At 69.1% G+C, this 19,499-nt stretch carries 22 protein-coding genes; 5 read left to right on the top strand and 17 right to left on the bottom strand.

Annotated features, from left to right (window positions below):
* Positions 1 to 34 precede the first annotated feature (34 nt).
* Positions 35 to 382: an ArsR/SmtB family transcription factor gene (locus ABD908_RS01040; RefSeq protein WP_344989622.1), complete on the top strand. Its 348-nt coding sequence runs from the start codon at positions 35 to 37 to the stop codon at positions 380 to 382.
* Positions 379 to 882: an SRPBCC family protein gene (locus ABD908_RS01035; RefSeq protein WP_344989621.1), complete on the top strand. Its 504-nt coding sequence runs from the start codon at positions 379 to 381 to the stop codon at positions 880 to 882. The genes ABD908_RS01040 and ABD908_RS01035 overlap by 4 nt, the downstream gene beginning before the upstream one ends.
* On the opposite strand, the gene ABD908_RS01030 is transcribed toward ABD908_RS01035, so the two are convergent.
* The 8 genes from ABD908_RS01030 to ABD908_RS00995 form a co-directional block, all read right to left on the bottom strand.
* Entirely contained in the window at positions 819 to 1,214 is a 396-nt protein-coding gene (locus ABD908_RS01030; RefSeq protein ID WP_344989620.1) for an META domain-containing protein, read from the bottom strand. The genes ABD908_RS01035 and ABD908_RS01030 overlap by 64 nt on opposite strands.
* Before the next feature lie 35 nt (positions 1,215 to 1,249).
* A complete protein-coding gene (locus ABD908_RS01025; protein WP_344989619.1) occupies positions 1,250 to 3,046 on the bottom strand; it encodes an NAD-binding protein in 1,797 nt (598 codons plus the stop codon).
* Positions 3,047 to 3,109: 63 nt separating this feature from the next.
* Positions 3,110 to 4,033 (bottom strand): ABC transporter substrate-binding protein, encoded by a 924-nt coding sequence (locus ABD908_RS01020; RefSeq protein ID WP_344989618.1) that lies wholly within the window; start codon positions 4,031 to 4,033, stop codon positions 3,110 to 3,112.
* Between the two features lie 14 nt (positions 4,034 to 4,047).
* The gene (locus ABD908_RS01015; protein WP_344989616.1) at positions 4,048 to 4,791 is read right to left on the bottom strand and encodes an ABC transporter permease; all 744 of its coding nucleotides are present in this window, start codon (positions 4,789 to 4,791) and stop codon (positions 4,048 to 4,050) included.
* On the bottom strand, positions 4,737 to 5,450 hold the full coding sequence (locus ABD908_RS01010; protein ID WP_344989614.1) for an ABC transporter permease: 714 nt from the start codon (positions 5,448 to 5,450) through the stop codon (positions 4,737 to 4,739). The genes ABD908_RS01015 and ABD908_RS01010 overlap by 55 nt, the downstream gene beginning before the upstream one ends.
* Complete coding sequence (locus tag ABD908_RS01005) at positions 5,447 to 6,190, bottom strand: ABC transporter ATP-binding protein (RefSeq protein ID WP_344989612.1); 744 nt, start codon at positions 6,188 to 6,190, stop codon at positions 5,447 to 5,449. The genes ABD908_RS01010 and ABD908_RS01005 overlap by 4 nt, the downstream gene beginning before the upstream one ends.
* Positions 6,191 to 6,283: 93 nt before the next feature.
* Positions 6,284 to 6,826 carry a GNAT family N-acetyltransferase gene (locus ABD908_RS01000; protein WP_344989609.1) on the bottom strand — a complete coding sequence of 181 codons (543 nt, stop codon included), beginning with the start codon at positions 6,824 to 6,826 and terminating at the stop codon, positions 6,284 to 6,286.
* Positions 6,827 to 6,905: 79 nt separating this feature from the next.
* Positions 6,906 to 8,042: an MFS transporter gene (locus tag ABD908_RS00995; RefSeq protein WP_344989829.1), complete on the bottom strand. Its 1,137-nt coding sequence runs from the start codon at positions 8,040 to 8,042 to the stop codon at positions 6,906 to 6,908.
* A 159-nt stretch (positions 8,043 to 8,201) separates the two neighbouring features.
* On the opposite strand from ABD908_RS00995, the gene ABD908_RS00990 reads away from it, so the two are divergent.
* Positions 8,202 to 8,951, top strand: coding sequence for an AraC family transcriptional regulator (locus tag ABD908_RS00990; protein WP_344989606.1), 750 nt, complete (start codon positions 8,202 to 8,204; stop codon positions 8,949 to 8,951).
* A 171-nt stretch (positions 8,952 to 9,122) separates the two neighbouring features.
* Here the strand turns inward: ABD908_RS00990 and ABD908_RS00985 are convergent, their stop codons facing one another.
* Positions 9,123 to 9,530 (bottom strand): winged helix-turn-helix transcriptional regulator, encoded by a 408-nt coding sequence (locus tag ABD908_RS00985; RefSeq protein ID WP_344989603.1) that lies wholly within the window; start codon positions 9,528 to 9,530, stop codon positions 9,123 to 9,125.
* A gap of 94 nt (positions 9,531 to 9,624) precedes the next feature.
* Between ABD908_RS00985 and ABD908_RS00980 the strand changes: the two genes are divergently transcribed.
* Positions 9,625 to 10,476: an SDR family oxidoreductase gene (locus tag ABD908_RS00980; RefSeq protein WP_344989601.1), complete on the top strand. Its 852-nt coding sequence runs from the start codon at positions 9,625 to 9,627 to the stop codon at positions 10,474 to 10,476.
* A 59-nt stretch (positions 10,477 to 10,535) separates the two neighbouring features.
* Entirely contained in the window at positions 10,536 to 11,378 is an 843-nt protein-coding gene (locus tag ABD908_RS00975; protein WP_344989599.1) for a PhzF family phenazine biosynthesis protein, read from the top strand.
* A gap of 462 nt (positions 11,379 to 11,840) precedes the next feature.
* Here the strand turns inward: ABD908_RS00975 and ABD908_RS00970 are convergent, their stop codons facing one another.
* The 8 genes from ABD908_RS00970 to ABD908_RS00935 all read right to left on the bottom strand — a co-directional run bounded on the left by ABD908_RS00970 (position 11,841) and on the right by ABD908_RS00935 (position 19,484).
* Positions 11,841 to 12,668 carry an SDR family NAD(P)-dependent oxidoreductase gene (locus ABD908_RS00970; RefSeq protein WP_344989596.1) on the bottom strand — a complete coding sequence of 276 codons (828 nt, stop codon included), beginning with the start codon at positions 12,666 to 12,668 and terminating at the stop codon, positions 11,841 to 11,843.
* Between the two features lie 68 nt (positions 12,669 to 12,736).
* Positions 12,737 to 13,156 (bottom strand): MaoC/PaaZ C-terminal domain-containing protein, encoded by a 420-nt coding sequence (locus ABD908_RS00965; protein WP_344989593.1) that lies wholly within the window; start codon positions 13,154 to 13,156, stop codon positions 12,737 to 12,739.
* Positions 13,156 to 13,614, bottom strand: coding sequence for a MaoC family dehydratase N-terminal domain-containing protein (locus ABD908_RS00960; protein WP_344989591.1), 459 nt, complete (start codon positions 13,612 to 13,614; stop codon positions 13,156 to 13,158). The genes ABD908_RS00965 and ABD908_RS00960 overlap by 1 nt, the downstream gene beginning before the upstream one ends.
* Positions 13,614 to 14,804: a lipid-transfer protein gene (locus ABD908_RS00955; RefSeq protein ID WP_344989588.1), complete on the bottom strand. Its 1,191-nt coding sequence runs from the start codon at positions 14,802 to 14,804 to the stop codon at positions 13,614 to 13,616. Before ABD908_RS00955 ends, ABD908_RS00960 begins: the two co-directional genes overlap by 1 nt.
* A 55-nt stretch (positions 14,805 to 14,859) precedes the next feature.
* Positions 14,860 to 15,945, bottom strand: a complete 1,086-nt coding sequence (locus ABD908_RS00950) for a CaiB/BaiF CoA transferase family protein (protein WP_344989585.1) — start codon at positions 15,943 to 15,945, stop codon at positions 14,860 to 14,862.
* A complete protein-coding gene (locus ABD908_RS00945; protein WP_344989583.1) occupies positions 15,945 to 16,763 on the bottom strand; it encodes an enoyl-CoA hydratase/isomerase family protein in 819 nt (272 codons plus the stop codon). Before ABD908_RS00945 ends, ABD908_RS00950 begins: the two co-directional genes overlap by 1 nt.
* A gap of 1 nt (position 16,764) precedes the next feature.
* Complete coding sequence (locus ABD908_RS00940) at positions 16,765 to 18,294, bottom strand: AMP-binding protein (RefSeq protein WP_344989582.1); 1,530 nt, start codon at positions 18,292 to 18,294, stop codon at positions 16,765 to 16,767.
* Positions 18,295 to 18,320: 26 nt separating this feature from the next.
* Positions 18,321 to 19,484: an acyl-CoA dehydrogenase family protein gene (locus ABD908_RS00935; RefSeq protein WP_385922771.1), complete on the bottom strand. Its 1,164-nt coding sequence runs from the start codon at positions 19,482 to 19,484 to the stop codon at positions 18,321 to 18,323.
* Between the last annotated feature and the right edge of the window lie 15 nt (positions 19,485 to 19,499).

Here is a 19,499-nt window from a genome sequence, read left to right as displayed (position 1 = left end):
CACTCGGTGATCGAAGGGAGACACCACGGACCTGTTGTCCCGGGCGTTCGCCGCCCTCGCCGACCCGACGCGGCGCGATATCGTCGCGCGACTCTCGGTGGGCGACGCGACGCTCAGCCAGCTCGCCGAGCACTACGACGTGAGCATCCAGGCCGTGTCCAAACACCTTTCGGTCCTCGAGAAGGCGGGGCTGATCAGCCGTAGCCGACGAGCACAGACCCGGCCGGCGCACCTCGAGGCCGCGAAACTCGGCGAACTGACCACCTGGATCGAGCACTACCAGCGGCGCGCAGAGGAGCGGTACTCGCGTCTCGACGCGCTACTCGCAGAACTGAACGAGACTCCACGACCACCCCGACGAACACAGAAGGATCAGGCATGAACACCTACACCCGGGCCGTCGTCGCCGCCGACCCCGACATCCCCGCCATCAGCATCACCCGCGACTTCGCCGCCACCCCGGCGCAGCTCGTGCGCGCGCACACGGACCCCGACCTGTACCGGAAGTGGGTCGGGCCCGACGATCTCGAGACCACCATCGACTACTGGGACGCACGTACCGGTGGCAGCTGGCGCTTCGTCCAGACCCGTGGCGGCGACACGTTCGGCTTCCACGGTTGTTTCCACGAGGTCTCGGACACCCGCCTGGTCCAGACGTTCACGTGGGAGGGCCAGCCCGACGGCGTCTCGCTCGACACGCTGACGTTCGAGGACCTCGGCGACGGGCGCACGCGCCTGCACGGCCGCAGCCTCGTCGACGGCTTCGCGGTGCGTGACGCGATCCTCGCGAGCGGGATGGAGCGCGGGATGACCGAGGGTTACGCCAAGCTCGACCGGCTGCTCGCGGACGGAACCGTCGGAGCCGCAACGACGTCCCGATAGCCGCGCGGACCGCCGGAGATCCGCAGCGTGCCGCCGGTGACGGTCACGGTGCGCACCCCGTCGAACGCCTGCCGGAACTGTGCCCCGGCGTCCCGACGGATGCAGGCCATCATGGTGGAGATCAACGGCCCGAACGTGATCCACGCCTCGGTCGCGCCCTGCGGGGTCACGTGTCGGTCGGCGACGCGCGCATCGCCGCCGATACCGTTGCACCCGTCGTCGCCCGACGACGTCCCCTGCTGCGTGAGGGTGATGTGCGCGAGCGCGCCGCGGTACCGCGTGGGCGCCGTGCGCGCGAAGCCGCTCGCCTCGAAGCGCCATCGGGTGCCCACCAGGGGCGGGTTCGCGTGCGACGGTGTCGCGCCGGCTATCCGGGAGCCGCAGCCCCCGCGCGCCCGAGCCGCAGCATCGAGATCAACTCGGCGTAGGGACCGATGATGTAGGCGACGTCGCCGGCATCGAACTGGCTGTCACGCCGCGGGTTCCGCTCCAGATCGCCGGCGGCGTGGTCGATCGCCACCACCCGGGTGGCGGGCGAGAGCTCCCGCAGCCGCACGCCGTCGAGGCCGCCGCCGGACTCGATGGTCACCGCCCCCACCATGAACGAGTCCTGCCACACCGTGAACGTGCCCAGCACGTCCAGGCCCAGCGCCGCGCCGATGAACCACGGCGCCGCGAGCTCCACCGTCGAACGCACGTTGCGGAACCCGAAGCGCTTGGCCACGAGTCGGCCCAGCGGCAGGTCGAACATCCGCAGCACCACCGGCACCGAGGGATGTCCGGCACCGTCGTCCCAGCGATCGCCGAGCAACTCGCGTACCACCAGCCCGACCTCGATGTTGGCCATCTCGCTGGACGTGAGGATCGCTACCGCGGCGGCCCGCTCCAGCCCGGCCGCCAGTAGCGTGTCGCGCTGCGTCCCGTCCCCGAACACCACAGCCACGCCCAGCTTCTCGGCCGCGTCGAGGTTTCGGTGTTCGCGCTCCAGCTCGATCGCGACCACCTCGTGGCCCTGCGCCACCAGTTCGGCGGCGACACGGATGCCCACCTCACCCAGGCCGACCAGGAGGATCTGGCCCCTCATCATCCGCGCGCGACGACGCCCCACCGAATGCGCGAGCCGCCGACTGACCAGCAGGTCGGATACGAACGCCACGAGCACCGCTGTGTTGGTCACGCCGCACACCATGAGGAAGATCGCGTACAGCCGCAGCAGCGGGGGCTGCCCCAGGAAGCTGAAGTCGCCGTACCCCACGGTCGCGATGGTCTCCGCCGAGAAGTACAGGGCGTCCAGGAAACTCATGCCGGGGCGACTGTAGGTGTAGCGCAGCAGGATCATCGATGTCAGCACCAACGCCGCCATCACCGCCACCGCACGGAAGAAGTTCGGGTCGACGTCGTCGAGCAACTGCGCGACGCCCACGCGCAGGCGCACGAACGGGTGTCGGCGCCGATGCGGCCGGGACCTGTCGGGCGCCATCAGCTCCGATACCGCGAGACCCCGCGCCGCCAGTTCGGCGGGGGTGCCGATCACCGCAGCCCAGTCTCCGGGGCCGACGGCCGTGTCCCGCGGCGGACACGGCACGGCGGTCCCGGCATACGGGTTGTCGACTCCGCTGACCACCGCGATCGGTCCGAGATCACCGTAGAACTCGCGAAGGGTGCCGGGCTGCGTGACCTCGTCGGTGGCCACCACGAGGTCGAGGCCCGGCACCTCGACAGGATGCATCGCCCGGCGCAGGCAGTCCTCGACCACAGACGGTGCCGCGAGGTCCGCCACGGCGAGCACCGCGCCGGGCCCGTTGTCGACGGCGACGGCGTCGCGGACCACGGGGTTCGCCAGCCGCGCCACGACGCGGACATCGGACCGCAGTCGGCGCGCGACCAGCGCCGTCTCGAGATTCACCACGTCGGACGGGTCGACGCACACCACCGAGGCCGCGGCCGCGATACCGGCGTCGGTCAGCGCTGTGGCGCCGCTCGCGCCGCGCACCAGGTAGCGGATGCCCCACCCGTCGAGGACGGCCTCGGCGCGCGCGTCGTGCTCATGCAACACCACGACCACGGCCTCGCCGAACCCGTGCAACTGCTCCACGATCCGCAGGCCCAACAGGTCCATGCCGCACAGGATGGTGTGCCCACTCACCTGCGCCGGCGCGTCCATGCGCCCATCGTCGCACCCACCGGGCGCGTCTGCCCGCTCACCACGCGGCAACGTGCGTCGCCCTCAGGCGGTCACCTTGTGCTTGTCCAGCCAGTTCCGTGCGATGGTCTGCGCGGACTGCTTGTCCGTGGTGCTGCTGGTGTTCATCGCGATGAGGTCGTCGGTGGTGAGGATCGACTGCAGCTTGTCCAGCACGGCGGTGACCTTGGCGGAGGCCTTCTTCCGCGCCAGTAGCGGCACGATGTTCTGCGCCAGGATCATGTGCTGCGGATCCGCGAGGGTCACGAAGCCGTTCTGCTTGATCGCCGGCGTCGTCGAGAAGATGTCCGCGACCTGGACCTGCCCGTCGATCAGTGCCTTGACGGTGATGGGGCCGCCGCCGTCGTTGATGGGCACCAGCGTGGCGTCGAGTCCGTACTTGGACTTCAGGCCGGGCAATCCGTAGGGCCGCGTGCTGAACTCGGGCGGCGCGCCCACCTTGATCGGGATCTTCAAGCCGGCCAGCTGGGCCAGGCTGGTCACGTGGTGGGTGTCGCTGAACTCCTTGGTCACGTTCAACGAATCCGCATCCTCCGCCGCGGCCTTGTCGAGCACCGTCAGCCCGGACGGAACCGCCTTCGTGAGCGCGCTGTACACCTCGTCGGACGACTGAGCGGTGGCCTTGGCGTCGAAGTACTGCAGCAGGTTGCCGGTGTACTCGGGCACGGCGTCGATCGAGCCGTCCTTCAGCGCGGCGATGTACGCGTCGCGCGCACCGATGCCCGGCTTCACCGTTGCCTTGATCCCGTTGTCCTGCAGGGCGTCGGCGTAGAGATAGCCGAGGATCTCGCTCTCGGCGAAATTCGCCGTGCCGACGGTGACGGTGTCGCTCGCGGAGGTGGACGCGCCGCTGCTATCGAGCGGGTTTCTCGACCCGCATCCGGCCAGGACGACGGTCGCGGCGGCGATTCCGGCCGCCGCGGCCACGAGGTTCTTGGGGAGGGTCACGACAGACGGTCCTTTCACACTGCGAGAGAGGCGGATCCAGAGCGCTGCCGCAACCGTACCCCGGTCGGGGTGACGCGGCGTTGAATGAAGGCGACCACGCCGTCGATCACCAGGGCGAGCACGATCACGATCACCGAACCGCCCAGCATCTGTGCATAATCGCGGGTGGCCAGCCCGTCGATGAGGAACCGCCCCAAGCCGCCGACCGGCAGGAACGCGGCGGCGGTCCAGGTCGCGATCACCTGCAGCGACGCCGCCCGGATCCCCCCGACCAGCAGCGGCAGGGCCAGGGGCAGCTCGACCCGCCACACCACCTGCCACTCGGTGAACCCGCTGGCGCGCGCCGCATCCACCGTCGTCGGATCGACGGCCTCCACGCCGGAGTACGCGCCGGCCAGGACAGGCGGCAGGGCCATGATCACCAACGCGATCATCGGTGCCAGGATGCCGATCCCGACCGCCAGCGCGAGCACCGCCAGTAGGCCCAACGTCGGCAGGGCGCGCAGCGCGCCGGTGAACGGCACGATGACGCCGCCGCGCCGGTAGTGGCCGATCGCGATGCCGATCGGGAGTGCGATCGCCGCCGCGATGACGACGGTGACGGCGGAGTACTCGAGGTGCTGGGCGATCCGAGTGGCGATGCCGGTGGCGCCCCGCCACTGGGCGGGATCGGTCAGCCAGTGCAGCGTGCTGCTCAAGGAGTTCACGGCGTGACCGCCGCCCGCGTCGCCGCGGCGTCCCGCCTCTGGCGCAGCCACCTGCCGCCGAGTCGCCCGCTGTTGCCGGACCTGCGCGCCCACGGCATCAGCCACCAGCCGAGCAGCACCAGGATCTGATCGAGGAACAGGGCGATCACGACGGTGCCGACGATGCCCACCCAGATCTCGGTCGGGAAGTCGCGCTGGTAGCCGTCGATGAAGAAGTACCCGAACGAGTTCACGCCGATCAGCGAGCCCACGGTGACCAGGCTGACGGTGCTCACCGCGACCACCCGGATCCCCGCCAGCAGGACCGGCCCTGCCACGGGGATCTCGACCCCCCAGAACCGCCGCCATCCGCCGTATCCGACCGCCACCGCCGACAGCGTGATCCCACCGTCGACGGCGGCGAACGCGTCGGCCGCCGAACGCACCATCAGCGCCACCGCGTAGATGGTCAGGGCGACTACGACATTGACCGGCGACAGGATCTTGGTGCCCAACAGCGACGGCAGCACCACGAACAGCGGCAGCGACGGGATCGCATACAGCACACCGGTTATCGACAGCAGGACACCTCGGGACAGCCGCCGCCGGTTGGCCACCCAGCCGATCGGCACGGCCACGACGGTACCGATCACGATCGGGATCACGCTCAGCCAGACGTGAGCGAGCCCGTATGTGGCGATCTGGCCCCAGTTCTCGCCGACCCAGTTCACCGCAGCACGCTCCGGGGCCGCCCGGCATCGATGAACTCGGCCACGAAATCGTCCGCGGGAGCGTCGAGGACCTCCTGCGGGGTCCCGTGCTGGGCGAGCACTCCGCCCGGTTTGAGGATCGCGACCTGGTCGCCGACCAGGAAAGCCTCGTCGATGTCGTGCGTGACGAACACGATCGTCTTGCCGAGTTCGGCCTGCAGGCGCATCAATTCGTCCTGCAGCTCGCGCCGCACCACGGGGTCGACGGCGCCGAACGGCTCGTCCATCAGCAGGATGTTCGGGTCCGACGCCAGGGCCCGGGCGACGCCGACCCGCTGCTGCTGGCCGCCGGAGAGCTGGTGGGGGTAGCGGCGGGCGATCGAGGCGTCCAGCCCTACCCGGGTCAACAGCTCGATCCCCGCCTCCCGCGCGCGACGGGCCGGGACCCCGTTGAGCACCGGCACCGTCGCCACGTTGTCGATCACCGTGCGGTGCGGTAGCAGGCCTCCCTGCTGCATCACGTATCCGATGGACCGGCGCAACGCGACCGCGTTCCGGTCGCGGATGTCCTGACCGTCGATCGTGACCCGGCCGCCGCTCGGCTCCACCATCCGGTTGATCATCCGCAGCAGGGTCGTCTTGCCCGACCCGGACGAGCCGACGAACACCGTCGTCGTATGCGAGGGCACCGTCAGAGAGAAGGCGTCGACGGCGATCGTCCCGTCCGGGTACACCTTGGACACCACATCGAACTCGATCACGCGCGCCTCCACAGGTCGTCGTCCGAACCACCCTACGCAGAGCGCGCGCCGCCGCCACCCGACCGGCCGACACGGATCGAAGTGGTCGAAAACCTACAGCTCGAGCAGCAGCACGTCGTCGATGCAGGCGATCGAGCCGACGGTGAATCGCCGCTCGCCCACGATGTCGAAGCCGGACTTGGCGTAGAACCGCTTCGCTCGGGCGTTGCCGCGGTTGGTACCGAGGAACGCCGCGCGGCAACGGTCCGCGCGGGCACCGTCGAGCACCGCGGCCATCAGCCCGGCGGCCACGCCCGCGCCGTGCTGCGCGGCGTCGACGTAGATCTTGGAGATGTACGCCGTGTGCCGCGCCGCCCACCGTCCCGGCGCCTCCGATCGGATGCCATGCAGCACAAGGGCGTAGCCGTCGGGATGGGTAGCCGTACCCGAGAGGTAGACGTGTGCGGCGGGATCGTCGAGGTGGTCGGCGAACACCGATGGGGACAGGTGGACGTCGACGAACGCGGCGATGTCGGACGGCGGCAGCTCGGCCGGGCACGCGAGCGGGAACGTGCGGGCGGCGAGCGCCGCCAACACGGCCGGGTCCACGTCCCCGAGGTGCACCCGCCGTACCCGTTCCTGTGCCCGATCGCTCACGCGGCCAGTCTGTCACTGCGCTCCTCCGCAGCAGGACCCTGCCACCGGCGCGAGCCCCACTATTCGGACGGCGGCGCTGTCAGGGCCCGGTTACGGGGACGCTCCCGGTCCCCGGCTCGGGGAGCAGCATGGCAAGCACTACCGCGGCGACCGGCACGACGCACAACGCCGTCAGGACCGCGCCGGGCCCGTGCGCATCGGCCAGTGCGCCGAACAGCGGCGTGAACAGGCCGCCGATGCTCACCGCGAGCCCCAGCGTCACCCCGGCGGCCGTGCCCGGTCGGCTGGGCAGGTAGTCCTGCCCGAGCTTGACCAGCACCGCGAACGGGATGTTGACGGCGATGCCGGCCAGGGCCGCCAGCGCCAGCGCCGCGTGCGCGTCCGGGACACAGCGCAGCAGAACCAGAGCGGGGATCGCGAGGACGCTGCCGATCCGGATCGTGCGCACCGAGCCCCAGCGGTCGCCGAGCCGGCCGCCGGTCAGGGTGCCCACGACGCCCCCGATCAGGAACGCGGCCAGCGCGACGCCGCCGAGGGACTGCGAGCCGCCGAGATCGCGGATCCAGTACAGCGCGATGAACGTGTTGACGCCGAAGAACACGGTGGACCGCACCACCTCGAGCGCGGTCAGCAGCGAGAAGGGCAGCCAGCGGTCGCGGCCGGTGACATGCACGCCGCCGGCGTGCTGTGCTCCCCGGCGGCGCTCCTGCTGCCACAGCACGAAGCCGATGATCGCCGCGGGCGGGATGAACACCGCCGTGCCCGCCAGGCCCAGTCCCACCAGTGCCGGCGTGACCAGCGCCGGTGCGAGGAAGAACCCCACGCTGCCGCCCGCCGCGAACAGGCTCATCGCCGATGCGCTTCCGCCCGCGTCTCGTCGCGCTCCGCGGCCGGCCGCGGGGTGGAACGCCGCCACACCCAGCCCGGACACGAGCAGCAGCAGCCACACCAGCCAGTACTGCTGCGCCAGCCCGGCCAGACCTGCGCCGACGCCCGCCACCGTCACACCCAGCGGCGTGAGCCAGGGCAGTCGACGGCGGTCGGCGAGGATGCCGAAGAGCGGCTGCGGGAGGGAGCTGCCGAGCGTAGCGGCCATCGTCAGGCCCGACGCCGCCACGTAGCTGTAGTGCCGCTCGAGCACGAAGAACGGCACCGCGGCCGGGATCAACCCCTGGTAGAAATCGTCGACGGCGTGCGCCGTCATCCACACCCACATGCGCCGCAACGCGGAGGGTTCCGGCCCCGCGGCACTCTGGGCCACACCATCCTCAGCCACATCGGCATCCGAGCTTGTCACATCGATCCTCCTGTCGATCAAGTGGATTCGACGCTACGGCGGCTCGCGACCTGCCGACTTCCGGTATTCTGCCCTCTTATGTCGGATATCGGCCAGTGGCACCCGCAGCCCACCGCGTCGCAGACGCGCGCCGCCGGTGAGCACATCGAGCGGCACTACCACGACGAGCACCAGGTCGCCTACACGAGCAGCGGGGCCACCGCGGTGACCACGGCGCGGGGCACGTGGATCGCGCCGCGGGATCGCGCGGTGTGGATCCCCGCGTGCACGTGGCACGAGCACCGGTTCCACGGTCCCGCCCGGTTCCACTGTGTGGCATTCGATCCCGCGGTGCACAGCCTCGACTCCGACGGACCCACGGTGATGACGGTGACGCCGCTGCTGCGCGAGCTGATCGTCGCGTGCTCGGACCCCGTCGGCCTGGGCGCCGACGAGGCCGAGCGGTTGCGCACCGTCCTCGTGGACCAGCTGCGCCGGCGGCCGCGCGAACCGCTGAGCGTGGCGGAGCCCAGCGACCCGCGGCTGATCCAGGCGCGGGACGAGATCGTTGCCGACCTCTCACAGCCCGTCGGTATCAAGCGGCTCGCCGCGCGCTGCGCCACCAGCGAGCGAACGCTCAGTCGCCTGATCCGCGCCGAGCTGGGCATGAGCTATCCGCAGTGGCGCGCGCAACTGCGGTTGCATCAGGCCCTGATCCTGCTGGTCGAGGGCGAGTCCGTGACCACCACCGCCGTCCGCTGCGGCTGGCCGACGCCGAGCGCGTTCATCGACGCCTTCCGCGGCACCTATGGCCGCACCCCCGGCTCGTACGCCGAATCCCCCGCTTAACCCACGAACTGCCCTGCACCCCATCATGTTTTCTCAATCCCACGGGCACGGATGGGCTAGCGGACATCCAGCGGGCGGGAGGTCACCGGATGGGCGGGAAGCATCGCCTTCGATTCGGCATCGGTGGGATCCAGCGGACGACCGGCAGCCTCGTCCAGCATCGATACAGTGTCACTTTCCAGCGGAAGCTGCTTTTCGGACCGCCGTAGATCCCTGCTCCCGCCCGAGCATGCCGTCGGCATTGTCGCCGATCCACGCCAGGAGAGGCAGCATCCGGTCCATCAGCTCCCGCCCGAGCGGAGTGAGGCTGTACTCGACGTGCGGAGGCACCGCCGGGAACGACTCCCGGTGCACCAGACCGTCTCCCGCCAGCGTCCGGAGGGTCGAGGCGAGCATCTTCTCACTGATGCCGGTGACCTCGCGCCGCAGCTCGCCCCACCGCAGCGTGCCGTCGGAGAGGCTCGCGAGCACCAGGACGCCCCACTTGCTCATGACGTGGTCCAGGATCACGCGGGTGCCGCATCCCTCGTCGAACAATTCGGGCTGATCCCCCTTGATCCGCGCAAAACTTACCTTCATGTAGGTATCTTACTTCAAAGTGGGTACCCCTCGAATGGAATGCACCGCGGCGTCCTCCGGTTGAGCCGGATGATCACACTACGAAGGGAAGCCCATGACCATCCTCGTCACCGGTGCGACCGGCAAGCTCGGACGCCTCGTCATCGATAGCCTCCTCGAGCACGGCGCGGAGCCGCGCAGTATCGTCGCCGGGGCACGGGACACCGCGAAGGCCGCCGACCTCGCCGAGCGCGGCGTGCGCGTGGTCCCGCTCGACTACGGCGACGCCGCCACCGTCGGCGCCGCGCTCGAGGGCGTCGACTCGGTGCTGCTGATCTCCGGATCCGAGGTCGGCAGTCGAATCGCGCAGCACCAGGCCGTGATCGACGCAGCCAAGGCGGCGGGCGTGTCCAAGTTCGTCTACACGAGCGCACCGAAGGCCACGACCACCGACCTCGTCCTCGCCCCCGAGCACAAGGCCACGGAGGAGGCGATCGCCGCGGCCGGACTGCCCGCGGTGATCCTGCGCAACAACTGGTACACCGAGAATTACGCCGACCAGGCGCGCAAATCCGAGACCGGGGTGATCGTCGCGAGCGCCGGCGAGGGGCGAGTCGCGTCGGCGAGCCGCAAGGACTACGCGGACGCCGCCGCGGTCGTTCTGCTCGAGGACGGGCATATCGGGTCGGTGTACGAGCTGGGCGGCGACATCGCCTGGAACTTCCACGACCTCGCCGCCGCGATCGCCGAGATCTCCGGGCGCCCGGTCGAGTACCGCTCCCTGACCACCGAGGAGCACGCCGCAGCGCTCCAGGCGGCCGGACTCGACGCGGGGACGATCGGCTTCGTGACGACCCTCGACGCCGACATCCGTGACGGCGCACTCGCCGACACCGACGGCACACTCGCCCGCCTCATCGGCCGCCCGACGACCCCGCTCGTCGACGGCCTGCGCGCGCTCATCTGAGCCCGGGGCGGCAACGACGCCGAGAGCCGGTAGGACTACCGGACAGCAAGGAAGGCACCATGTCGAGACTCGATCGATACCGGGCGTTCAGCGATACACAGGAGGGTGGGAACCCTGCCGGCGTGGTCCTGGACGCACGCGACCTGGCAGACGAGGACATGCAGCGGATCGCTGCCGACGTCGGCTACAGCGAGTCCGCGTTCCTCACCACGCCGATCACGGAGCGTGCACCGATCCGCGTGCGCTACTTCTCTCCTGAAGGCGAGGTCGACTTCTGCGGGCACGCGACCATCGCGACTGCGGTCGCATTGGGAGAAACGTACGGGCCGGGCTCCTACACGCTGACATCGAATGCGGGTGTCATCGACATCAGTTCACGCAGGGACGAATCGGGCACCGTCGGCACGCTCGACAGTCCAGCAGTCGATTGTCTCCCGCTCGATGGCGTGCTGCTCGACCAGCTGCTCGCTGCTCTGCGCTGGACTCACGCCGACCTCGACCCCACCTACCCGCCGGCTGTCGGATTCGGTGGGAACAAGCACCCCGTGCTGGTGCTGCGGGACCTCGAACGCCTGGGACACCTCGACTACGACTTCGCAGCGCTGCAACAGCTGTGTCGTGCCCAGACCTGGATCACGATCCAGGCCGTCGTGCCGACCAGTCCCGCTCACTGGCGGGCCCGTGACCCCTTCGCCTGGGGCGGAGTCGTCGAAGATCCCGCCACCGGCGCTGCGGCCGCCGCGCTCGTCGGCTACCTCCGTGCGCACCGTCGTCTGGCCGCCGAGGAGACCATCGTGATCACGCAGGGGGTGGAGATGGGCCGGCCCAGCACGATCCACGCCACTCTCCACGAAGACCTCGCCCGCATCAGCGGCCACGCCACGCGGATCACTCGGGGCTGAGCCGTACCCGCACCCCTGCGCCGCCCCACTCAGTGCGCGCGTCGAGCCACGAGTCATGCAGCGCAACGTCCGGTGCCACCAACTCGATATCCCTGATGCCGATCATCCTTTACGCACCTCGACGGAGATCTGCGCCGGTCGCCTGATCCAATCCGGCGGCACGCGTCCGTTGTCCGGGCGCCGGTAGTCGCCGTTCCCGCCGACGCAGAGGCTCGGCGTAGTGTCCGCGCCCGCGGCCCGACACAAGCCGAGCCGACACCATCAGGGGCCTATACACCACCCGTGCCGCCAGATGTCCCAGTCGATCCCTCGCTGCCCACGATCCGGGTGTCCGAGGCCCGTCACCGGGCGGCGGCGCTGGCACTGCTGATGGTGATTCCCGTACAACATACGCGTTGCGAGACAGCTGATATCCAGCGCTTGACGACTATCGCCCACCGCTCGCCGCGCGGCATCGCGCCCTCAGCCCTCGAACCCACCGCCGGTCACCAGTAGCTGCCCCGACACGTAGTCGGCCTCGGGGTAGGTGAGCATGACGACCGAGCCCGCAGCCTCCTCGGGCGTGCCCGAACGTCCCAGTGGAATGCCCGATTTCAATGCCTCGAGGACCGCGGGGTTGACGCCTACCTTGATCTCGCGTCCCTCGATATCGATCGTGGCGTCGCCGTCCGCCGACACCTCCGTCAGGCGCGTCAGGATGAAGCCGAACGCGACGCAGTTGACGTTGACGTTGTACCGGCCCCACTCCTTGGCCAGGGTCTTGGTCAGCCCGATGACCCCCGCCTTGGCGGCCGAGTAGTTGGCCTGCCCGGCATTGCCGAACACCCCTGCGACCGAGGAGATGTTGACCACCTTGCGGTGCACCGCACGCCCCTCGGCCTTCTCCGCCTTCGCAGCGGCGCTGATCACTGGCTGCGCGGCGCGGAGGATGTCGAACGGCGCCTTCAGGTGGAGGTCGACGATCGCGCGCCACTGATCGTCGGTCATCTTCTGGATGACCGCGTCCCAGGTGTATCCGGCGTTGTTGATGATGATGTCGACACCGCCGAATTCGTCGACCGCAGTCTGCACGAACCTCTCGGCGAACCCGTCCTCGACGACGCTGCCGGGCACCGCGACGGCCTCGCCGCCCAGCGCACGGACTTCGTCGACGACCGCATGCGCCGGCTCCGAGTCGAGGTCGTTGACCACGACGCGCGCGCCCTCTGAGGCGAGCTTGAGCGCGATGGCCCGGCCGATTCCTCGGCCGGCTCCGGTCACGAGAGATGATTTGCCGTCGAGCTTTCCCATGTTTTCTTCTCCTCGAGATATGTGGGTCGTGTTCGGTTCTCAGTGCGAAGCCGAATGGGACGGGCGCGTCATTCGACGACGACCGCCTCGCCGAGCAGGGTGACGGTGCCGTCGGCGAGCGCTACGGACAGGTCGAGGGTCGCGCGGCGCTCGCCGTCGATCTCGTCGACCTCGCGGGCCGTCGCCCGACACGTGGGCCGGCCGTGGACCGGGGTGATCGCCGCGAACCTGACCCGGTACGACCGCAGCCGTTCGACTGGGAAGTTGTCGGTGAGCAATCTCGCCAAGTAGGCCATCGACAGCATGCCGTGGGCGAAGACGTCATCGAGACCAGCCGACTTCGCGACGTCGATGTCGATGTGGATCGGGTTCAGATCGCCGGACGCCCCGGCGAACAGTGCCAGCGTGGTGCGGGAGATGGGCGGAACGACCAACTCGTCGAGCTCCGCTCCGGCTTCGAGCGCACTGTACTTCGCCTGCTCAGTCATCACTGCACCCCCGCCAGCCGCCGCACGACCAGTGTGTTGCGCAACGTGACCACCGGCTCCCCCACGTGATCGACGATCGGTGAATCGGTCACAAGGAACTGCAACGCCCCGGCCTTCTTCTCGTAGACATCGGTGATCACAGACGACGACGTGAGCTGGTCACCGGCGTGCGCAGTCCTGTGGTATTCGAATTCCTGCTCGCCGTGCAGCACGGTCCGCAGGTCCACGCCCAGGTCGGCGAGGTAGGAGAACGAATCGGGCACCTCCAGTTCGACCCCGAAGTAGAACGTCGGGGGCACCGGAAGATCGGGGTGCCCGGCGCGGCGCGCAGCGTCGACGTCGGTGAACACCGGGTCCTGTTGACCTGTGGCCAGGGCGAACAGGCGCAGCCGGCTGCGGGTGATGAGCAGCGTGCCTCCGGGCCTGCTGCTGCCGATGAGGTCCTTGGTCAGCGTCATCAGCCGTCGACCTTCCGGTACATGGTCACGACGCACGCCCCGCCGAGGCCCAGGTTGTGCTGCAGTGCAGAGGTCACGCCGTCCACCTGCCGGGCCTCTGCCTCGCCGCGCAGCTGCCAGACGAGCTCCGCGCACTGCGCCAGCCCCGTCGCACCGAGCGGGTGTCCCTTGGAGATGAGTCCGCCGGACGGGTTCGTCACCACCCGACCGCCGTAGGTGTTGTCACCGTCGAGCACGAACTTCTCGGCCGTGCCCTCGGGCGTGAGGCCGAGGGCCTCGTAGGTCAGGAACTCGTTCGTGGTGAAGCAGTCGTGCAGCTCGGCGACTCGAACGTCCTCGGGCCCGATACCGCTCTTCTCGTAGACGTCGACCGCCGCGGCTGCCGCCATGTCGTACCCGATCAGGCGCTTCATGTCGCCCTCGAAGGTGCTCTGGAAGTCCGTCGTCATGGCCTGCGCAGCGATCCGCACGCCGGAGCGGAGTCCGTGCTTACGCGCATACTCCTGCGACACGATCACAGCCGCCGCCGCGCCGCACGTGGGCGGACAGCATTGGAACCGGGTGAGCGGACCGTAGATGTGGGGCGAGGCGATCACCTCGTCGAAGGTCAGCGGAGCCCGGAAGACCGCGAACGGGTTGTTCGCCGCGTGCTTACGGGACTTGACCGTGATGTGCGCGAACACCGCCGGGTCGATGCCGTGCTCTTCGACGTACCGCTGGCCCGCCGCACCGAAGAAGGTCGCCGCGTTCGGCACTGAGGGATCGGGCCTGCCGAAGTACTCATCGCGAACCCTCTCGAAGTTCTCGAGCGCCGCAGGGCTGTCCGTGAACACCTGCTGGATCGCACCCGGCAGCATCTGCTCGAAGCCGAGGGCCAACGCCACGTCGACCGCGCCGCTCTCTACCGCCTGACGTGCCAGGTACAGCGCCGACGATCCCGTCGAGCAGTTGTTGTTGACGTTCACCACCGGGATTCCGGTACCACCCAACCGGTACAGCGCCTTCTGGCCCGAGGTCGAGTCACCGAAGACGTACCCGACGTATGCCTGCTGGATCGCGCCGTAGTCGACACCCGCATCGGCCAGCGCGCGGCGCGCCGCCTCCGCGCCCATCACGTCGTAATCGTCGCTCTTCCCGGGCTTGGTGAACGGGATCATGCCGACCCCTGCCACCACTACTTCATCGGACATCGTTCTCTCCGTCTTTATCGATTTCGGTTCTATTCATCGGTTTTCGGGCGCGGCGTCAGGCGGTCGTCCCCGAAGCGGTCGACCACCGCGGGACACCGTCGACGGTGCGTGGCGGCCGCGGCTCGGCGCACGGGGTGCGGGAGAACCGCGGCGCCGGACTCGGTTGGTCGACGCCGTCGATCCGGGTGAAGATCCCACGGGCGCTCATGTGCGGATGGGTGAGCGCCTCGGAGTAGGTCAGGACCGGCGTGACACACGCGTCCGAGCCGTCGAAGGCCTCCGCCCACTCCGCCATCGGCCTCGACGCGAAGGCTGCGGTCAAGGTGGCGCGCAGCTCGTCGTGCCGGTCCTCGTCGTCCTGCGCGGGCAGCCCCGCCGGATCGAGTCCGAGTCGCTCCAGCATGAGGGCGAAGAATTGCGGCTCGATGCATCCCACCGCCATACTCCGCCCGTCGGCACACAGGTAGGTGTCGTAGTAGGGCTTGGACCCGTCGAGGAGGTTCGATCCCCGCTGATCACTCCACTCACCCGCGCCGCGCAGCGACCACATCAGAGTGGAGAGCAGGCTGGCGCCGTCGCACATCGCCGCGTCCACGACCTGCCCGCGGCCCGAGCGCTCGCGCTCGAGCAGCGCCGACACCACACCGAGCAGGAGGAACATGGTGCCGCCCCCATAGTCCGCCACCATGTTGAGTGGCGGAACTGGGCGCTCACCCGCCCGGCCGATGTTCTCCAGGATGCCGGTCAGCGACAGGTAGTTGATGTCGTGGCCGGCGGTGTCGGCGAGCGGCCCTTCCTGGCCCCACCCCGTCATCCGGGCGTACACCAGCCGGGGATTGCGCCGTGCGCACTCGTCAGGGCCCACGCCGAGCCGCTCCGCGACCCCGGGACGGAATCCCTCCACCAGCACGTCTGCGTCGGCCACCAGGTCGAGCACTCGGGAGACATCCTCCGGATCTTTGAGATTCGCAGTGAACAGCCGCCTGCCGCGCAGCGTCTGGTCCGCGTGTCCGGCAGCGGATCCCGCGCGCTCCACCCGGATCACCTCGGCTCCGAGATCCGCCAGGATCATGCAGGCCAGCGGCCCCGGACCGATGCCCGCGAGCTCCACGACCCGAACGCCGTCCAAAGGTCCCGCCATCATTCCTCCTCGTCTCGTTCGGCCGCTGTTCCCGCTGCCGTCCGGAAAGCCCTCTTCGATGCCTCTGCCAGTCCGCCGATCACCTGGGCCCGCGCCTCGGCCTCGAGATGCTCGTTCAGCCCGGTCGACCCGCCGGCGTTGATCAGCTCCTTGCTGACCCGCACGCCGTACCAGGGATAGGAGGCGAGCCGCCGCCCGTAGGCGAGTGCACCCGCCAGCGGGTCCGCGCTCACCTCGGTCGCCAGGCCGTACTCGACCGCGGTCCGCGCGTCGATCACCCCGGCGTCGTAGAAGATCCGGTTCGCCCGTCCGGCGCCGACGATCCGCGGCAGGAACCAGGACAGTCCCAGATCGCCCACCGTCATCCCGAGCTTCAGGAAGGGTGCGGAGAAGCGCGCCTCCGGGCCGATGAAGCGCACATCGCTGGCCGCGGCGAAGGCGAAGCCGGCGCCGATCGCCCACCCGTGCACCGCCGCGATGATGGGTTGCGGGATCGAACGCATCGCTCGCACCACCTCGACCCCGTCCCGCAACCACGCCTCGCAGTCCAGCGCCGGGTCCTCGCTCGCCGGGTCGTACAGCCCCGCCCTCACGTCCAGGCCGGCGCAGAAGGCCCTGCCCTCGCCTGCCAGCACCACTGCCCGGACGTCGTCACGATCCGACACGTCCAAAAGCGCCCTCCGCAGCTGCCGCAGCAGCGTCACCCGGAGCGCGTTGAGCTGCGCCGGACGGGCCAGCATGACGAGCGCGACACCGTCGGCGATCTCGACCCGGATGTCCTGCTCCCCGGTGACCGGTACGGCCGTACCAGCGGTCACCTCAAGCCCCGACCCGGTCGGGCCAGTACTTCACTTTGAGCCGGCGCTTGAACAGCTTGCCCGAGTCCTCGCGGGGCAGTCGCTCATCGAAGACGACGACCTTGGGCACCTTGTAGCTCGCCAGGTTCTCCCGGACGTGCCGGCGCACGTCGTCCTCGGACAGAACAGCGCCCGGTACCAGCTCGACGTGCGCGGCGAGCGCCTCGCCCATGCGCTCGTCCGGGATGCCGAACACCGCGACGTCCGCGACACCATCGAGCCCGAGCAGGCAGGATTCGATCTCGGCGGGGTAGATGTTCACGCCGCCCGAGATCACCATGTCGTTGAGCCTGTCCGACAGGTAGAGGAAGCCGTCCTCGTCCACGTGCCCGACGTCGCCGACGGTGACGAAGCCTTCGCCGGCGTCGATCTCCCGCCGCTTGGCGTCGTTGCCCAGGTAGGTGAACTCCGGCCAGAAGGACGTGGCGCGCCCGTAGATGATCCCGGTCTCGCCGGTGGGGACCTCTTCGAGGTCCGGGGTCAGGATCTTGATCGCACAGTCGGGACACGGTTTCCCTACGGTGCCGGGATGCGCCAACCAGTCCTCGGAGCCGCACTCGACCCAGGAACCGCCCTCCGACCCGCCGTAGTACTCCCACACGATGGGACCGACCCAGTCGATCATCGCCCGCTTGACCTCCGGCGGGCAGGGCGCCGCGGCATGCACGATGGCCTTCAGCGACGACAGGTCGTAGGACGCGCGCACCTCTCCGGGCAGTTGCAGCAGACGGACGAACATGGTGGGGACCATCTGCACCGTGTCGACCCGACTCTCCTGGACCAGGCGGAGGAACTCCTCGGGATCGAACTTCGGCATGATGATCATGTTCATCCCGAGTGCCGCGGCGAAGGTCACATTGACGTTGGGCGCTGTGTGGTACAGCGGGGCGGGCAGGATGCAGGTCCACTCCGGATCGAGGTGGATCAGCTCCTTGATGAAGGTGAGCAACCCCGCCGTCTGATCCCGTCGGACCGGTTCCCGGACGATCCCCTTGGCCAGGCCCGTGGTGCCGGAGGTATAGATGACGCCCATCGGCGGGGCTTCGGTGCTCACCTCGGCCGGATCGAAGGCGGCGATCAGCTCGTGTAACACCGGGTACCGGCCGGTGAGCGGGACCTCGCCGAGGCCGTAGGCGGTGCGCACCTCGTCCGGCACCTGCGCCTCGACGATCTGCAGCCCGTCGGGCGCCTGCTCCTCGACGCCGTCGATCAGGTCGGTGTGCACGACCGCGACCTTCACACCCGAGTCGCCCAGGAGATGCTCGAGGTCGGCACCGGTCCAGTGCCAGTTGACGGGGACGGGAATCGCACCGATCGGGGTCGCGGCCAGGTTGACCTCGACGAAGCCGATCTCGTTGCGCATGACGATCGCGTAGCGGTCCCCGTGTTCGATGCCGAGCGATCGGAGTGCAGCCCCGAACCGGGCGGCGTTCTGCTTGACCTCGGCGAGCGTCTTCTCTCGTTGTCCGGACCGGACGAACGATTCATTCATCGTGACTACAGCCTTTCGACGTTGTTCTACAGCGATCGAGCGATCAGGTCCTTCATGATTTCGTTGGCGCCGCCGTAGATCTTCTGGATCCGGGCGTCCTGATACATGCGCGCGATCGGGTATTCGCGCATGTACCCGTAACCGCCGTGAAGTTGCAGGCACTCGTCGATGAGCCGCACCTGCTGGTCGGTCAGCCACCATTTGGCCATCGCCGCGGTGGCCGCATCGAGCCGTCCGCCGAGGTGCCGCTCGATGCACGAGTCGAGGAAGACGCGGGCGATGTGCGCGTGGGTAGCTGCCTCGGCGAGAACGAACTTCGAGTTCTGGAAATCGAACAGGCACTGCCCGAACGCCTTGCGCGCCTTGGTGTACTCGACGGTCTCCCGGATCGCCGTCTCCATACCGGCCACCGCGGTGACCGCGACCAGCAGGCGCTCCCGCGCGAGCTGCGTCATCAGCTGACCGAACCCCTTACCCGGGATTCCACCCAGGACGCAGTCGCTCGGCACACGGACGCCGGAGAAGGACAGCTCGGAGGTGTCGGCACCGAGCTGCCCCACCTTGTCCAGGATCCTGCCGCGCTGGAATCCGGGGGCGTCGCGCACATCGACGAGGACCAGCGAGATCCCCTTCGAGCGCGCGGTGGGATCGGTCTTGGCGACGACGACGATCAGGTCGGCGTTGTACCCGTTGGAGATGAAGGTCTTCGCGCCGTCGATCACCAGCTCGTCGCCATCGGCGACCGCCTTCGTCTTCACCGCCTGCAGGTCCGAGCCCGTGCCCGGCTCGGTCATGGCGATCGCCGCGACGACCTCTCCGGTGGCCATCAGCGGGAGCCACTGCTGCTTCTGCTCCTCGGTTCCGTACGCGAGCAGGTAGTGGGCGACGATGCCGCTGTGCACCATGTTCCCCCAGGTGGTGTCGCCCGCTGCGCCCTGCGCCTCGTTGATGGCGAACTCGTGCGCCATCGTGCCGCCTCCGCCGCCGTACTCCTCTGGAATGGAGCAGCACAGCAGTCCGAGATCACCCGCCTTCCGCCACACCGCGCGGTCGAGGTGCTTCTGGCCTTCCCACTTCTCCCGATGAGCAGTGACCTCGGACTCGACGAACCGGGTGGTGGTGTCGAGGACCGCCAGAACCGAATCGTCCTTCCAGGACGAGACGTAGCCGCCGTTCATACATACTCCCATCTATCTGAATCTAGA

Source organism: Tsukamurella soli (assembly GCF_039541155.1).
GTDB classification, from domain to species: Bacteria; Actinomycetota; Actinomycetes; order Mycobacteriales; family Mycobacteriaceae; genus Tsukamurella; species Tsukamurella soli.
The sequence above is the reverse complement of the archived record's forward strand: the minus strand, read 5'-3'. Positions and strand labels throughout refer to the sequence as shown.

Excerpts from the sequence above, each read along its gene's own strand:
- ABD908_RS00975 (WP_344989599.1), top strand. The coding sequence starts at position 10,536 with ATGTCGAGACTCGATCGATACCGGGCGTTCAGCGATACACAGGAGGGT.
- ABD908_RS00960 (WP_344989591.1), bottom strand. The coding sequence starts at position 13,614 with ATGACGCTGACCAAGGACCTCATCGGCAGCAGCAGGCCCGGAGGCACG.
- ABD908_RS00955 (WP_344989588.1), bottom strand. The coding sequence starts at position 14,804 with ATGTCCGATGAAGTAGTGGTGGCAGGGGTCGGCATGATCCCGTTCACC.
- ABD908_RS00980 (WP_344989601.1), top strand. The coding sequence starts at position 9,625 with ATGACCATCCTCGTCACCGGTGCGACCGGCAAGCTCGGACGCCTCGTC.
- ABD908_RS00970 (WP_344989596.1), bottom strand. The coding sequence starts at position 12,668 with ATGGGAAAGCTCGACGGCAAATCATCTCTCGTGACCGGAGCCGGCCGA.
- ABD908_RS00950 (WP_344989585.1), bottom strand. The coding sequence starts at position 15,945 with ATGGCGGGACCTTTGGACGGCGTTCGGGTCGTGGAGCTCGCGGGCATC.
- ABD908_RS01035 (WP_344989621.1), top strand. The coding sequence starts at position 379 with ATGAACACCTACACCCGGGCCGTCGTCGCCGCCGACCCCGACATCCCC.
- ABD908_RS00940 (WP_344989582.1), bottom strand. The coding sequence starts at position 18,294 with ATGAATGAATCGTTCGTCCGGTCCGGACAACGAGAGAAGACGCTCGCC.
- ABD908_RS00990 (WP_344989606.1), top strand. The coding sequence starts at position 8,202 with ATGTCGGATATCGGCCAGTGGCACCCGCAGCCCACCGCGTCGCAGACG.
- ABD908_RS00985 (WP_344989603.1), bottom strand. The coding sequence starts at position 9,530 with ATGAAGGTAAGTTTTGCGCGGATCAAGGGGGATCAGCCCGAATTGTTC.
- ABD908_RS00995 (WP_344989829.1), bottom strand. The coding sequence starts at position 8,042 with ATGTGGGTGTGGATGACGGCGCACGCCGTCGACGATTTCTACCAGGGG.
- ABD908_RS00965 (WP_344989593.1), bottom strand. The coding sequence starts at position 13,156 with ATGACTGAGCAGGCGAAGTACAGTGCGCTCGAAGCCGGAGCGGAGCTC.
- ABD908_RS01025 (WP_344989619.1), bottom strand. The coding sequence starts at position 3,046 with ATGGACGCGCCGGCGCAGGTGAGTGGGCACACCATCCTGTGCGGCATG.
- ABD908_RS00935 (WP_385922771.1), bottom strand. The coding sequence starts at position 19,484 with ATGGGAGTATGTATGAACGGCGGCTACGTCTCGTCCTGGAAGGACGAT.